We start from the raw sequence: 13,825 nt of genomic DNA, 5'->3' as shown, positions 1-13,825 counted from the left end.
ATTCCGGGATGGTCCGAAGGACCAGACCCGGAATCTCGAGATTCTCAGGGGCGCAATCGCGCCCCTGAGTTCACGTTTCGCGTGCCCCGGAATGACAGCAGGGATTTTGCACTATGCCCACCACCACTGACCCGCTCGTCACCACCGAATGGCTCGCCGCGCACCTGAACGATTCCAACGTCAAAATCGTCGACGCCTCGTTCAAGATGCCGGGCGTGATGCCGCTGCCGAAAGATGACTATCTCGCCGCGCATATTCCGGGCGCGGTGTTCTTTGACGTCGATGCGGTGTCCGACCATTCCAATCCGCTGCCGCATATGTTTCCTTCCGCCGAGCAATTCGGCCGCGACGTCGGCGCGCTCGGGATCGGCAATGACGACACGGTCGTGGTCTATGATTCCGGCGGCTGGGTCGCCGCACCCCGGGTGTGGTGGATGTTCCTGTCGTTCGGCAAGGACGTGCGCGTGCTCGATGGCGGCCTGAAGAAGTGGGTCATGGAAGGCCGCAAGGTTGAGAGCGGGCAGGTGACGCCGAAGCCTTCGACGTTCAAGGCGACGTTCGATGCCCGGCGCACGCGCAGCATGCAGCAATTGGTCGAAAACCTCGCGAGCCGCGCCGAGCAGGTGATCGATGCGCGCGCCAATGAACGCTATCAGGGCAAGGTCGCCGAGCCGCGGCCGGGACTTCGCTCCGGGCACATCCCGGGTAGCCTCAGCCTGCCCTACAACAATCTGTTCGACGCCGCGACCGGCACGATGAAGCCGCTCGAAGAGTTGCGGGCGGCGTTCTCAGGCGCCGGCGTGAAGCTTGATGCACCCATCGTCACGAGTTGCGGATCCGGCGTCAGCGCCGCCGTGCTGACGCTGGCGCTCTATCGTCTCGGCGTCGAGAACCCGGCGCTCTATGACGGCTCGTGGACGGAGTGGGGCGCAGCCGATGGCCCGCCGGTCGCAACCGGCCCGGCTTGATCAAGCGCTACCGCGTCGCGCGCGGGGTTGGGGTCTGGAATTGCGCGAACGGATTGGCCTGCAGTTGCTGTTGGGCCAGCGCTGCCTCGCGAGCCAGACGTGCCCGCCGTACCGCAATCCGCTGCCGTTCCCGGGCCTGCTGCGCGGCCCGCTTCTTGACGGCGCTGCGATCGGGCTTCGCTTCCGTGGTCTTGGCTTCCGTGATCTTGGCCGATGTCTTTTCATCGACGATGAGGGCGGGACCGCCGAGCGTCGCGATCCTGGTCACGGCGGCGTTGTCTTCAAGTGAGGGCGCGTCCGTTGCCGGCACCGCGGGAGGCGAGGCGGCAGCGGCGGTGTGCTCCGGCTCAGGGACGGCGACGAGCGTCACTTCCGCACCGGGAGCGGGTGCCTCGGTTTGGACCGCGGAGGCCGGGGCGGCTGGTGTCTCCGCAATCGTGTCCGCCGCCGGCGCTCCCGGCTTGGCGGCTTCCCTGGCGGCTTCCTTGGCAGCTTCCCTGGCGGCTTCGGTCGGCATCAACTCTGCCGGCGTCACTGCAGCCAATTTCTCGGGCTCTGCCGGACTGATGTCTGGAGTCTGCGCGGTCGGTGCCTCCGAGGCTGCTTCCGGAACGGCGGCGGTCGGGACATTGTCGGCCGGGACATTGTCGACCGGCCTCTCCGCGACGGGTGGGTCGACGCGCAGCAACGCTAGGCTCGGCAGCGGGTCATCGTTCGGGCGGGCGAACATCGGTTCGGGCGCCGCCCGTCGCGAGGGAAGATTGGCGAATTCCTCATGCGCAGCCCGCAACAGGGCGGCAGCGCCAAGACCGAAAACCAGGATCGACATCGACAGCACGATCGCGATGAACAAAAAACGAAAGCCGGGAAGCATGGACTCGGGTTCCACCCTCTTTGATCTCTGAGGGTTATTGCTTGCTAAGGGAACGCGGTGACCACTGGGCGGGCCGGACGCGGCGGAGGGTGGGCGCGCGAATCAGGCCGATTTGAGAGTATCTCAATGCCCGGCGGCTTTTTGTTACAAAATCTGCGGTTCGACGTTCGCGCACACCCGCCGACAGCGATTTCCGCCGTCCTGAGGCATCTTTGCCGCAGCTTTGCTGCGATCACACGCACCTTGGCTGCGATCACAAATGACTGGTTTGGGCCGAATTTCGCGGATTTGTCTTGAATGCGCCGCGATCTTCCGTCATCTGCCGTTAACCGTCCGGTGGGGCTTGGGGTCTATACAAAGGCGATGATGAACAACCGCATTTTGACGATTTGTGCCGCCATTGCCGCTGGCATGGCGGGAACTTCGCTCGCCCATGCGCAGAGCTATCCGTCAGCTCCCGGCCAGGTCTATTCGACGGCGCCCGGACCGTACGTGCCCGGTGGCTATGCGGTTGACGAACGACGCCCCGGCGAACCTGATTTCGACGCATTGGAGGACGACGAGGCGCCGAACGCGCCGAGTTCGGCGGCGTTGCCGTCGCCCGGCCCGGTGCTGTCGCCCAGCGATCCCCGCTATGGCCGCCCGGCGCCCGCCCCGGTCTATTCGGACCGCGGCACGCCGATGCCCACGGGCCCCATCCTTTCTCCGGACGACCCGCGCTACGGCCGTCCGGCCGCTGGCCCGGCCTATTCGGACCGTGGCGCAGCGACGCCGACGGGCCCGATCCTTTCGCCCGACGATCCGCGTTACGGCCGCCCGGCCGGTCCGCCGCCGGTGATCTATGCGGACCGTCCGCCCGGTGCGCAGCAGCCGGTCTATTCGGATCGCGGCGATAGCCGCATTCCCGGCGCCGGTATCGTCTATCCGAACGACGACCGCGCCGGCCTGCGCCCGCCGGGGGCCATCGGCGCCGCACCGGCGGCCGCGCCCTCCGCCACTGGCGCGCTCCCGCAGTCGCAGCAACCCGCCGTTGGAGCTGATGGCAAGCCGGTGCAACTGGCCGCGCTGCCGCCGGAAGAGCAGCCGGAAGTCGGCCCTGCGCAGCTTCCGCCGCATCTGCGCCGCCAGGAAGTGGCCTTCACGACCAAGGAGCCCGCGGGCACCATCGTGGTCGATACCGCCAATACCCACCTCTATTACGTCCTCGGTGGCGGACGCGCGATCCGCTACGGCGTCCGCGTCGGCCGCGACGGCTTCACCTGGAACGGCGTGCAGAAGATCAGCCGCAAGGCCGAGTGGCCGGACTGGCATCCGCCGACCGAGATGATCGAGCGCCAGCCCTATCTGCCGCGCTTCATGGCCGGTGGCCCCGGCAATCCGCTCGGCGCACGTGCAATGTATCTGGGTTCGACCATCTACCGCATCCACGGCACCAACCAGCCTTCGACGATCGGCAAGTTCGTATCCTCGGGCTGTATCGGCATGCTGAACGAGGACGTCTCGGACCTGTTCGAGCGCGCCAAGGTCGGTACCCGCGTGGTGGTGATGCCCGGCGGCCCCCCGCCCGCCAATACCGCAAGCGCGTCAGCCGCTCCGCCGCCCGCCGCTGGCGGCCAGGCTGCCGCAGCAGCCCCCCGACCGGCGCAGGCCCAACTGGCGCCCGCTGCCGGTGCGCAGCCGGCGGTAGTGCCACCGCTGCCCGCGCCGGTCACGATTCGGTAAGAGTCTCAGTCACAACGACGTTTCGAAGACGCGCCGACGGCGCGCCTTTTTTGTGTCGATGCGCGCGCGATGCGGCCTGGCCTTTGCGGAACAAGTCCGGATGGGCCTTCAGCCACATTCGCGCGCTTGAATTCACATTTCCTTCGACTACCTGCCGGCCAGAAATTGTGGGGCAGTAGCAGGAGGATTTGCCATGCGGATCTTTGTTGCAGGCGCCACTGGCGCTGTGGGCCGTCCACTAGTTGCCGCCCTGATTGCGGCCGGTCATTCCGTCGTTGGTACGACGCGAACGGCGGCGAAGGCCGCGATCATCCGACGAATGGGCGCGGAACCTGCGATCGCCGATGGGCTCGACGCGCCGGCCATTCGCGCCGCAGTGCTTGCAGCGAAGCCGGATGTCATCATCGATGAGATGACCGATCTCGCCGGGGTCACGGATCTCAGGCATTTCGATCGCGCGTTCGCCACCACCAATCGATTGCGCACGCAGGGCACCGATTTTCTGTTGGCGGCCGCACGCGAGGCCGGCGTGAAGCGTTTCATCGCCCAGAGCTTCTGTGGCTGGACCTACGAACCGATCAAGGCCGAGGCCGATCCGCTCGATTTAGATCCGCCGGAGGAACTGCGCCGCACGCTGGACGCGATTCAATATCTGGAGGACGCCGTCACCAGCTCGGCGAATCTTGAAGGCATCGTCTTGCGATATGGATCGTTCTACGGGCCGGACACGGGAATGCTGTCGCGTGCGATGATCGAACAGGTGCGCCGCCGCCGCGTGCCGCTGATCGGCGGCGGTGGCGGAATGTGGTCGTTCATTCACGTCGATGACGCGGCTGCCGCGACCGTTGCTGCCATCGAGCGCGGCACATCAGGCGAAATCTACAACATCGTCGACGATGAACCGGCGCCGGTCGGCGAATGGCTGCCTGCGCTTGCCACGCTGGTCGGAGCGAGGCCCCCCATTCGCGTGCCGGCCTGGCTTGGCCGGTTGTTCGCCGGCGAGCACCTGGTTTCGATGATGACCGAGGTGCAGGCAAGCTCTAACGCCAAGGCCAGGCGCGAGCTGGGCTGGCAGCCGGCGCATCCGTCGTGGCGTCAGGGATTTGCGGAGGTCGTCAGCGGCGCAACCGCGCAGCACGCAGCTTGAAGGTTCTAGTTCTACTGCGTCATAACTTCTCAACCCCTCATCCTGAGGAGCCCGCGAGAAGCGGGCGTCTCGAAGGATGTAGGCCACAGACGGGGCCTCATGGTTCGAGACGCGCGTTCCGCGCTCCTCACCATGAGGGATTTATGACGCAGTAAAACTAAGCCAGCCGCTGCTTCGGCTCGCCCTTGAACCAGGCATCGATGCCCTCGACCATCTGCTGATAGTGGTTACGAAAGCTGTCTTCGGTGACGTAGCCGAGATGCGGCGTCAGCACCATGTTATCGAGCTTGCGGAAGGGATGGTCGACCGGCAGCGGCTCGACCGAGAACACGTCGATGCCGGCGCCTGCGATCTTCCTTTGCGTCAGCGCTTCCAATAGCGCGCCTTCGTCGACGATCGGCCCGCGCGCGGAGTTGACGAGATAGGCGGTTGGTTTCATCCGCGCGAGGTCATCACGCCCCACGAGCCCGCGCGTGCGTTGGCTCAGCACCACATGGATGGTGACGATGTCGGCGGTCGAGAACAGCTCTTCCTTGCTCACATAAGTGACGCCGACTTCCTTGCATTTTTCAGCCGTCAGGTTCTGGCTCCAGGCGATCACATTCATGCCGAAGGCCTGCGCCAGTTTCGATACTTTGGTGCCGAGCTTGCCGAGGCCGATCACCCCGAGCGTGCGGCCTTCGACCTCCATGCCGACATGGGCCTGCAACGGCTCGCCGGCATGCATTCGGGCGTTCTCGCGGCCGATATTGCGGGTCAGCTCCAGGATCAGACCCATGGTCAGCGGCGCGGTCGGGTCGCGGCCCCATTGCGTGCCGCACAGCACCACCTTGTGGTCCTTGGCGGCCTCCATATCGATGGCGGCATTGCGCAGGCCCGAGGTGATCAGGAGTTTTAGATTGGGCAGACCTGCAAACATGGTGCGCGGGAACGGGGTGCGCTCGCGCATCGCGCAGATGATCTCGAAATCCTTGAGCGCCGCGGCTGCGGCTTCGGCCGTGGCAAACGGCTGGTTGAACACCGTGACGTCGATGCGGTCGGTGACTTTGGGCCAGTCGGCGACCTTAAGCGCCACATTGAGATAATCGTCGAGGATTGCACAGCGCAGCCGCGTCATTTGAGAGGTCCGTTGATGGCGAGGATGACGGCGGCAGACGCCGTCGGGAAGGTCGCCATGGTTGCGCGCAATCAGTAGCGGCGCAAGCGGACTAAACGCAGGGCAGGCTCAAATGCCGGGCAGGCTCAAAAGCCAGGAAATCTCAGCTCAATTGGCCGAGATGCTTGGCACGCCAGGCCGGTCCCGGGCCGCGCATATAGTGCAGTTCCGGGCGGTAAGGGTTGAACGCCTTGGCCACGAACTGGCGCCAGAAAGCGCGGAGCTCTGCCAACGGTTTTGCCAGTCCGGCGCTTACATGAGCCGGGGCGGAAAGGGATGCCGAACCGATCGTAGCCATGACGCGGGCCCTTGTTTTCAAGACGCCTTTTTCGGCGCTGAAAACGAGTTTTCGCCTGATCTATTAAAAGATAGTTTCAATTGTCGGGATCTCGGCGGACATAGTGACGATCCCGTATTGATCCGTGGTGAACGGATGGAAAACGTCCCGCCGCGGTTGCCCTTTGGGGGCCGCGCCGCTACATCAGCGGCAGCAAATTTCCGTAAAATCCAACGATTCCAAGGATCGCGATGGCTCGCCAATTCATCTATTTCATGCAGGGTCTGACCAAGAGCTACCCGACCCGAAAGGTGCTCGATAACATCCATCTGAGCTTCTACCCGGACGCCAAGATCGGCGTGCTCGGCGTCAACGGTTCCGGTAAGTCGACCCTGCTCAAGATTATGGCCGGCCTCGACAAGGAATACACCGGCGAGGCCTGGGTCGCCGAGGGCGCCCGCGTCGGCTACCTCGAGCAGGAGCCGCACCTGGACCCTGCGCTTACCGTCCGCGAAAACGTCATGCAGGGCGTCGCCAAGCAGAAGGCGATCCTCGATCGCTACAACGAGCTGGCGATGAACTATTCGGACGAAACCGCCGACGAGATGACCAAATTGCAGGACGAGATCGAGGCCGCGAGCCTCTGGGATCTCGACAGCAAGGTCGACCAGGCGATGGACGCGCTGCGCTGTCCGCCCGACGATTCCGACGTGACAAAACTCTCCGGCGGCGAGCGCCGCCGCGTCGCGCTGTGCCGTCTGTTGCTGGACCAGCCGGAGCTGCTGCTGCTGGACGAACCGACCAACCACCTCGATGCCGAGTCGGTGTCGTGGCTGGAAGGCCACCTGCGCAATTATCCCGGCGCGATCCTGATCGTGACCCACGACCGCTACTTCCTCGACAATGTCACGGGCTGGATTCTCGAGCTCGACCGCGGCCGCGGCATTCCCTACGAGGGCAATTATTCGTCCTGGCTGGTGCAGAAGCAGAAGCGCCTCGAGCAGGAGGGCCGCGAGGAGGCCGCGCACCAGAAGACGCTGGCCCGCGAGCAGGAATGGATCGCGTCCTCACCGAAGGCACGCCAGGCCAAGTCCAAGGCGCGCTATCAGCGCTATGAGGAATTGCTCAAGCAGGCGAGCGAGAAGCAGACGCAGACTGCGCAGATCACCATTCCCGTGGCCGAGCGCCTCGGCCAGAACGTGGTCGATTTCGAAGGGCTCACCAAGGCGTTCGGCGACCGCGTGCTGATCGAGGATCTCACTTTCAAGCTGCCGCCGGGCGGCATTGTCGGCGTGATCGGCCCCAACGGTGCCGGCAAGACCACGCTGTTCCGCATGATCACCGGGCAGGAAAAGCCGGACAAGGGCACCATCACCGTCGGCGAGAGCGTGCACCTCGGCTACGTCGACCAGTCGCGCGACGACCTCGATGGCAAGAAGACGGTGTGGGAAGAGATTTCCGGCGGCAACGAACTGATCCTGCTCGGCAAGCGCGAGGTCAATTCACGCGGCTATTGCTCGTCGTTCAATTTCAAGGGCGCCGACCAGCAGAAGAAGGTCGGCGCGCTGTCAGGCGGTGAGCGCAACCGCGTGCATCTGGCCAAGATGCTCAAATCAGGCGCCAACGTGCTGCTGCTCGACGAACCGACCAACGACCTCGACGTCGATACGCTGCGCGCGCTGGAAGAGGCGCTGGAGGATTTCGCCGGCTGCGCCGTCATCATCAGCCACGATCGCTGGTTCCTCGACCGTATCGCCACCCACATCCTGTCCTTCGAAGGCGACAGCCATGTCGAATGGTTCGAAGGCAACTTCCAGGATTACGAAAAAGACAAGATGCGCCGGCTCGGCCAGGACAGCATCATTCCGCATCGCGTGAAGTACAAGAAGCTGACGAGGTGAACCAATCGGGCGATTGCATGATTAGTGTCCCGCTTGTGCTGCGGCCAGTTGTCGCTTCACACGGCGGTGACAGTGCGTAGATATAGGCCTTGTTCCGCAATTCCGATCCTGAGCGAGCTATCCCTGATGTCCCTTACCCCCGAAACACCCTTGCCGCCGAAAGGTAAGGGGAAGGCATTGCGTCCTGTTCCGATGCTGATCTTCGGCTCGCGGTGGCTGCAATTGCCGCTTTACGTCGGTCTGATCGTTGCGCAAGGCGTCTATGTCGTGCTGTTTCTGAAGGAGCTGTGGCATCTGTTCGCCCATGCCTTCGATTTCAGCGAGCAGCAGATCATGCTGGCGGTGCTGGGCCTGATCGACGTCGTCATGATCTCGAACCTGCTGGTGATGGTGATCGTCGGCGGTTATGAGACCTTCGTCTCCCGTCTCAACCTGCAGGGCCATCCCGACGAGCCGGAATGGCTCAGCCATGTCAACGCCAGCGTGCTCAAGATCAAGCTGGCGATGGCGATCATCGGCATCTCCTCGATCCATCTCTTGCGCACCTTCATCGAGGCCGGTGCACTGGCGTCGGGAAAAAGCGTCTACACCGAAACCGGAGTGATGTGGCAGACCATCATTCACACGGTCTTCATTCTGTCGGCCATCGGCATTGCCTATGTCGACCGGGTGTCGAACATGGCTATCGACGAAGCAAAGCGCGCCACTTCGCATTGATGGGCAGCCTGTCGATCATCGGATTTTCAGCTTCGCGAACGAGGGCGGCTGCCGCAGTTCTGATAGTGACTGCGGTGACGCTCAGCGCGTCGCAACCGGCGTTCTCCGCCGACGCCGCCTTCACCCAGTTCATCGCCTCGCTATGGCCGGAGGCGCAGGCAGCCGGCGTATCGCGCGCGACGTTTGATCGCGAGACGCAGGGACTGGAGCCCGACTACAAACTGCCCGATCTCTTGCTGCCCGGCCGGCCCCCCACCGGCGCGCCGGCGCAAGCCGAGTTTGTGCAGGTGCCGGCCGACTATCTGAAGGAAGCTTCCATCGCGCGGCTGGCGGTCGAAGGGCAAAAGCTGATGCAGAAGCATCGCGCAGCCCTCACCGAAATCGAAAGGCGCTTCGGCGTTCCCGCAAGCATCGTGCTCGCGATCTGGGGCCGCGAGACCGACTACGGCCGCTACCGGCTGCCTTACGACACGCTGCGCGTGGTCGCGACGCAGGCCTATGTCGGCCGCCGCAAGGACCAGTACCGCACCGAATTCATCCAGGCGCTGAAGCTGCTCGGCGAGGGCGCCGTGGCGCGCAAGGATTTTCGTTCGTCCTGGGCCGGCGCCACCGGCTACACGCAATTTCTACCCTCCGAATATTACAATCACGGTGTCGATCTCGACGGCGACGGCCGGATCGACATCTGGCACTCGGTGCCGGACGCGCTGGCCTCCGCCGCGCGGCAGCTCGTTAACAAGGGCTGGCAGCCGGGCGTGCGCTGGGCCTATGAGGTCAAGGCGCCCGCCAATGTCGATTGCACCATCGGCGTGCCCGAGGTGACGAAGCCGATCGCCGAATGGCTGCGCGCCGGCTTTGTGCCGGTGCGCGGACAAAAGCTGAGTGCGGCCGAACAGGCGCAGCCGGCCTCGCTATTGCAGGTGGAGGGCATCCACGGCCCGTCGTTCCTCACGACGAAGAACTATTTCGTCATCAAGGAATACAATTTCTCCGATCTGTATGTGCTGTTCGTCGGCCATGTCGCCGACCGCATGACGAGCCCGCTGCCGTTCGCAACACCGTGGTCGGCCTCGACGCAGTTGCGCTCCGCCGATGTGGAGGCCATGCAGCGTCATTTGACGCGCATCGGTCTCTACAAGGACAAGCTCGACGGCAAGGCGGGCATGCAGACCCGTGCGGCATTGGGCGCGTATCAGAAGTCGGCGGGCCTCAAGGTCGATTGCTGGCCGAGCGAAGCGGTGCTGCGTTCGATGAGTGGAGGGCGCTGACTACGTCGTAGACATCGTAGCCGGATGAGGGCCGGCGATATCCGGGAGCGGTGCCGGCGTCATCCCCGGACGTCGCTGCCTCACCTCGGCTACAGGACTGGGGCGGTCTCTTCGAAGACCTAGTTGCAGTAAGTTTGATTCCCTATGCGTTGGCACGTACGGCCGTCGCTGAAGTAGGTGAAGTTCCCAATTGTTTGGGAGCTGGTGCCGTCACTGTAGTAGTTGAAATTTCCGATTCTCTGAGAACTTGAGCCATCGCTGTTGTAAATGAAATTTTCTGTGCGCTGGGATGAAGTCCCATCACTCCAATAGGTGAAATTTCCAATCTTCTGGCCTGAGAGACCGTTGTCGCAACTAACGAAGTTACCGATTTGCTGGCAACTATCGGCCTGCGCAGCGGTCGCGACGAATACTAGGGCAACCGAAAACAGAAATCGCATGTCTCAACCCATTGTTGAACGTGGATGAGACCACACGATTCGTTAAATTGGAATACTGGTAACTTCAAACTTGGACACGGGCCTCGGAATACGGACAGTAGCCTACGTCGTCACAAAGAAAAAACCCGGCCGAGATCTCGGCCGGGCTCTTGATCACGCGCGGCTCGCGCGCCGATCGATCAGATCAGTGGCAGACTTCGACGCGGCGATAGCGCCAGTCGTAGCCATCCCAGAAGCGCTCGCGAACCATGCGGCACGCCGGATAGGGCGCCTCTTCCACATACACCGGACCGCCGTAAGCCGGGCGGCTGGAGGCGATTGCACCGCCGATGATCGCGCCGCCGAGCAAGCCGGCTGCAACGCCAGCGGCAACGCCACGCTGTGCGTTCGCGGGCGTCGAGGCAAGCGAACCGGCAATCGTTGCGACCGCGACGAAGGCAGCAAATGTCTTCTTCATGTCTTGGGCTCTCCTGGAGTGACGCCTTCGGGCGCCGGGTTTAGGGGATGACTCACACGCTGTTTCGAACTGCCGCTTCGCTAAAAAAGCGCACATGGGTCAATCGAAAGTAAACGTCTTCAAACGGTCGCCGAAAAAAGCGGTCTTTTTCGGGCCGGAAATCGCATGCACCCCGGAAAAGCACTGGCTTTCCGGGGTGTTGAGCGCAACTTTAATGAAGATGAACGGCTGCTAGTCGCAGACCCTGACGTTGCGGACCCGCCAGCCATAGCCATCCCAGAATCGCTGTCGCTGCCAGAAGCAGGACTCGCCGTAGCCGGGATCGACGACATAGGCCGGGCCACCATAACCGGGCCCATAATAGCCCGGGCCGTAATAGTAGCCGTTCTGCGAAGCAATCGCGCCGCCGACAATAGCGCCGCCGATCAATCCGGCGGCGACGCCCGCCGCAACGCCGCGCTGCGCCTGGGCGGGAGCGGGAACAGCCACGGCCGAAACGGCCAACGTGGCGGCGGCACCGAGCGCCATTAATGTCTTCTTCATGGCCTCACCTTTCTCGTGGAGCAAACGACGTTAAGTTCCGTCCGGGCAAAAGTTCCACATTTCGCTTGAATGATCAATGAACGGCCGTGCAGGGCGGGGCGACGAAACGGGAAGTGAGGCAGGTCACGGTGCGACGATACCGAAATGCTCTACTTTTCCTTGAGAACGCAGGACACGACGACGATGAGCGCGATGGCGGTATTCATGCTAGCGGGCGCTGAGCGGAGGAGGCGATGGCAACGGCGGCGACATGGCGGCGACTGATGCCGGAAACACCGGGAAATCAGCGCCCATTTGATTTACCGCAACACCGTCTTTTAGATTCATTCCAGAAATTCCCCGGCATCAGTTTGGAATTGCTTGAAAATGCGGCTTTTCCTTTTGCATCTCGCAGCTCTCTTCCATATCGATGAGCAGGCATCACCAAGGGTTCTACCGGTTTCATGATCGTCTGTTCCTGCAACGTCCTGAGCGACCACGATGTCCGTAATGCAGTGAATGCAGCTTCGGACCTGCCGCGAAATCCCAAACAGATTTACGGTTGCCTCGGTTGCAGCGCCGAATGCGGGCGCTGCGCACGCACCATCAAGACCATCATCGATGAAGCGCTCGGCGCCTGCGCCAAGGAGTGCTGCGACGGTTGTCCACACACGCGCCAGGCCGCCAATGACGAGCCGGCGCAGGAAGCTGCTCCGGCCTTCGCCCTCGCGGCCTGCTGAAATCCCTCTGAAATCCCCCGATTTCCCCGGTTCCCCACCGCTTTTTTTGCGGAACAGTTGCTCTTGGCTCCAAACTGATTTAGAAACGTTCTAAATACAGTGTCAGGCCGCGTCGGCCTGAGGAAATTGGAGTGGACCCATGCAGGGCGATCCCAAGGTCATCGACTATCTCAACAAGGGCCTGCGCAGCGAGCTCACCGCGATCAATCAGTACTGGCTGCACTATCGGCTGCTGAACAATTGGGGCCTTTTGGAATTTGCCAAGGTCTGGCGCAAGGAATCCATCGAGGAGATGGAGCACGCCGACAAGTTCACCGACCGGATTTTGTTCCTCGACGGCTTTCCCAACATGCAGGTGCTCGATCCGCTCCGCATCGGCCAGAACGTCAAGGAAATCATCGAATGCGATCTCGCAACCGAGATGACCGCGCGCGCGCTCTATCAGGAAGCCGCAACCTTCTGCCATGGCGTCAAGGATTACGTCTCTCGCGACCTGTTCGAGAGCGTGATGAAGGATGAGGAACATCACATCGATTTCCTCGAAACCCAGCTTGACCTGATCCAGCGCATCGGGCTTGAGCTCTACACCCAGAAGCACGTCGGCGGCCTCGAGAACGGGGACTGAGCAAGGACGCGCTATGGCCTACGCCGAGGAAATTGCCCGGCTTGAGCAGGAACTGGCGGAGCTGAGATCGCAATATGTGAATCTCGCCCGTAACGGGCGGGTGGCGACGCGGAGCGTCATTTTCTTGCTTGCCGCGTTGGCTGTTCTCCTCAGCTATCTAATGTGGAAGGATTTTGTGATGGGGGCGTTCGCCCTGATCATGGCGGCGGCATTCGTTGCCCTGGTCTGGCTCACGCCCCCGTGCGTTGCGATGGATCGATGTGGGAACACCCATGGGGGAGTTTGATGTCGGGCCAAGTCAGGCAAAAAAAGTAGAGCAGTGGATCGCTGAGAGGGAAAGCCGCCTGGCCGAGCTTCGATTGGCGGTCAGCTCGGCCGACTCCTCATAACTGCGTCTTGTAGCGCTCGTAGATCTCCGCCTGGCTTTCGCGCTCGCCAAGTCCGGTCTGGTCGTGGATCACCTCGCCGATGCTCGGCATCACCGAGCGTTCGACCTGCGTAGCCGCCCACAGTTTCGAGCGCATCAGCGCCTTGCCGCAGTGGAAATAGGTTTCCCTCACGTCGATATGCAGCACCGCGCGCGGCGGCTTGCCGAATTCGATCATCGACGCCATCAACTCCGGATCGACAGATAGCTTGCCCTTGCCGCCGACGCGCAGCGTCTCGTCGATTCCGGGCACGAAGAAGATCAACTGCACGAAGCCTGATCCCTCGACGATGTTGCGAAAACTGTCGATCCGGTTGTTGCCCGAACGATCCGGCATCAACAAAAGGTTCGGTCCGCCGACATGGACGAAGCCGGGATTGCCGCCGCGCGGCGACGCATCGACGCTGCCGTCCGAGCCTGAAGTCGCTAGCACACAGAACGGCGACATGCCGATGAATTTTTTCGCATGCGCATCGATCTCTGGCCGCGCCTTGGCGATCACGCGCGGCGTGGGAGCGGGATAGATCGTGGCAAGATCAGAGGGGGCAAGATCGGACAAGGGCGGCTCCTTTGCGATTTTCCGT

16 protein-coding genes are annotated in these 13,825 nt (G+C 62.7%); 10 read left to right on the top strand and 6 right to left on the bottom strand.

Features of this window, described 5'->3' with window-relative positions:
• Window positions 1-113 precede the first annotated feature (113 nt).
• Window positions 114-968: a 3-mercaptopyruvate sulfurtransferase gene (sseA, locus tag YUO_RS0109510; RefSeq protein ID WP_028347036.1), complete on the top strand. Its 855-nt coding sequence runs from the start codon at window positions 114-116 to the stop codon at window positions 966-968.
• 7 nt (window positions 969-975) lie between these two features.
• On the opposite strand, the gene YUO_RS43750 is transcribed toward sseA, so the two are convergent.
• Entirely contained in the window at window positions 976-1,842 is an 867-nt protein-coding gene (locus YUO_RS43750) for a hypothetical protein (RefSeq protein WP_051379345.1), read from the bottom strand.
• 363 nt (window positions 1,843-2,205) lie between these two features.
• Between YUO_RS43750 and YUO_RS0109495 the strand changes: the two genes are divergently transcribed.
• Both YUO_RS0109495 and YUO_RS0109490 read left to right on the top strand, forming a co-directional pair.
• Window positions 2,206-3,564, top strand: coding sequence for a L,D-transpeptidase (locus YUO_RS0109495; RefSeq protein ID WP_028347035.1), 1,359 nt, complete (start codon window positions 2,206-2,208; stop codon window positions 3,562-3,564).
• A gap of 193 nt (window positions 3,565-3,757) precedes the next feature.
• Window positions 3,758-4,711 carry an NAD-dependent epimerase/dehydratase family protein gene (locus YUO_RS0109490; protein ID WP_028347034.1) on the top strand — a complete coding sequence of 318 codons (954 nt, stop codon included), beginning with the start codon at window positions 3,758-3,760 and terminating at the stop codon, window positions 4,709-4,711.
• Between the two features lie 157 nt (window positions 4,712-4,868).
• Here YUO_RS0109490 and YUO_RS0109485 read toward each other — a convergent pair whose 3' ends face one another.
• Together YUO_RS0109485 and YUO_RS0109480 are read right to left on the bottom strand one after the other, a co-directional pair.
• Window positions 4,869-5,828: a D-2-hydroxyacid dehydrogenase family protein gene (locus tag YUO_RS0109485; protein WP_028347033.1), complete on the bottom strand. Its 960-nt coding sequence runs from the start codon at window positions 5,826-5,828 to the stop codon at window positions 4,869-4,871.
• A 142-nt stretch (window positions 5,829-5,970) separates the two neighbouring features.
• Window positions 5,971-6,165: a hypothetical protein gene (locus YUO_RS0109480; RefSeq protein ID WP_028347032.1), complete on the bottom strand. Its 195-nt coding sequence runs from the start codon at window positions 6,163-6,165 to the stop codon at window positions 5,971-5,973.
• 230 nt (window positions 6,166-6,395) lie between these two features.
• On the opposite strand from YUO_RS0109480, the gene ettA reads away from it, so the two are divergent.
• The 3 genes from ettA (at window position 6,396) to YUO_RS0109465 (ending at window position 10,030) form a co-directional block, all read left to right on the top strand.
• A complete protein-coding gene (gene ettA / locus YUO_RS0109475; protein WP_028347031.1) occupies window positions 6,396-8,045 on the top strand; it encodes an energy-dependent translational throttle protein EttA in 1,650 nt (549 codons plus the stop codon).
• A 126-nt stretch (window positions 8,046-8,171) separates the two neighbouring features.
• Window positions 8,172-8,762 carry a TIGR00645 family protein gene (locus YUO_RS0109470; protein WP_028347030.1) on the top strand — a complete coding sequence of 197 codons (591 nt, stop codon included), beginning with the start codon at window positions 8,172-8,174 and terminating at the stop codon, window positions 8,760-8,762.
• Window positions 8,762-10,030, top strand: a complete 1,269-nt coding sequence (locus tag YUO_RS0109465) for a lytic murein transglycosylase (RefSeq protein WP_051379344.1) — start codon at window positions 8,762-8,764, stop codon at window positions 10,028-10,030. Before YUO_RS0109470 ends, YUO_RS0109465 begins: the two co-directional genes overlap by 1 nt.
• Window positions 10,031-10,654: 624 nt before the next feature.
• Here YUO_RS0109465 and YUO_RS0109460 read toward each other — a convergent pair.
• Together YUO_RS0109460 and YUO_RS0109455 are read right to left on the bottom strand one after the other, a co-directional pair.
• Window positions 10,655-10,927: a hypothetical protein gene (locus YUO_RS0109460; protein ID WP_028347028.1), complete on the bottom strand. Its 273-nt coding sequence runs from the start codon at window positions 10,925-10,927 to the stop codon at window positions 10,655-10,657.
• A gap of 231 nt (window positions 10,928-11,158) precedes the next feature.
• The gene (locus YUO_RS0109455; RefSeq protein ID WP_028347027.1) at window positions 11,159-11,470 is read right to left on the bottom strand and encodes a hypothetical protein; all 312 of its coding nucleotides are present in this window, start codon (window positions 11,468-11,470) and stop codon (window positions 11,159-11,161) included.
• Between the two features lie 233 nt (window positions 11,471-11,703).
• Here YUO_RS0109455 and YUO_RS46120 point away from each other — a divergent pair, with 233 nt between their 5' ends.
• From YUO_RS46120 to YUO_RS0109440, 4 genes are all read left to right on the top strand, one after another.
• Window positions 11,704-11,883 (top strand): hypothetical protein, encoded by a 180-nt coding sequence (locus tag YUO_RS46120; RefSeq protein ID WP_156908563.1) that lies wholly within the window; start codon window positions 11,704-11,706, stop codon window positions 11,881-11,883.
• A 30-nt stretch (window positions 11,884-11,913) separates the two neighbouring features.
• The gene (locus tag YUO_RS0109450) at window positions 11,914-12,189 is read left to right on the top strand and encodes a (2Fe-2S)-binding protein (RefSeq protein WP_028347026.1); all 276 of its coding nucleotides are present in this window, start codon (window positions 11,914-11,916) and stop codon (window positions 12,187-12,189) included.
• A gap of 139 nt (window positions 12,190-12,328) precedes the next feature.
• The gene (gene bfr, locus YUO_RS0109445) at window positions 12,329-12,814 is read left to right on the top strand and encodes a bacterioferritin (RefSeq protein ID WP_028347025.1); all 486 of its coding nucleotides are present in this window, start codon (window positions 12,329-12,331) and stop codon (window positions 12,812-12,814) included.
• Window positions 12,815-12,827: 13 nt separating this feature from the next.
• Window positions 12,828-13,100, top strand: a complete 273-nt coding sequence (locus YUO_RS0109440) for a hypothetical protein (RefSeq protein WP_028347024.1) — start codon at window positions 12,828-12,830, stop codon at window positions 13,098-13,100.
• Between the two features lie 97 nt (window positions 13,101-13,197).
• Here the strand turns inward: YUO_RS0109440 and YUO_RS0109435 are convergent, their stop codons facing one another.
• On the bottom strand, window positions 13,198-13,800 hold the full coding sequence (locus tag YUO_RS0109435; RefSeq protein ID WP_028347023.1) for an MSMEG_1061 family FMN-dependent PPOX-type flavoprotein: 603 nt from the start codon (window positions 13,798-13,800) through the stop codon (window positions 13,198-13,200).
• Between the last annotated feature and the right edge of the window lie 25 nt (window positions 13,801-13,825).

This window comes from Bradyrhizobium murdochi (genome assembly GCF_000472965.1).
In the GTDB taxonomy this organism is placed as follows: Bacteria; Pseudomonadota; Alphaproteobacteria; order Rhizobiales; family Xanthobacteraceae; genus Bradyrhizobium; species Bradyrhizobium murdochi.
This window is presented reverse-complemented; position numbering and strand designations above follow the sequence as displayed.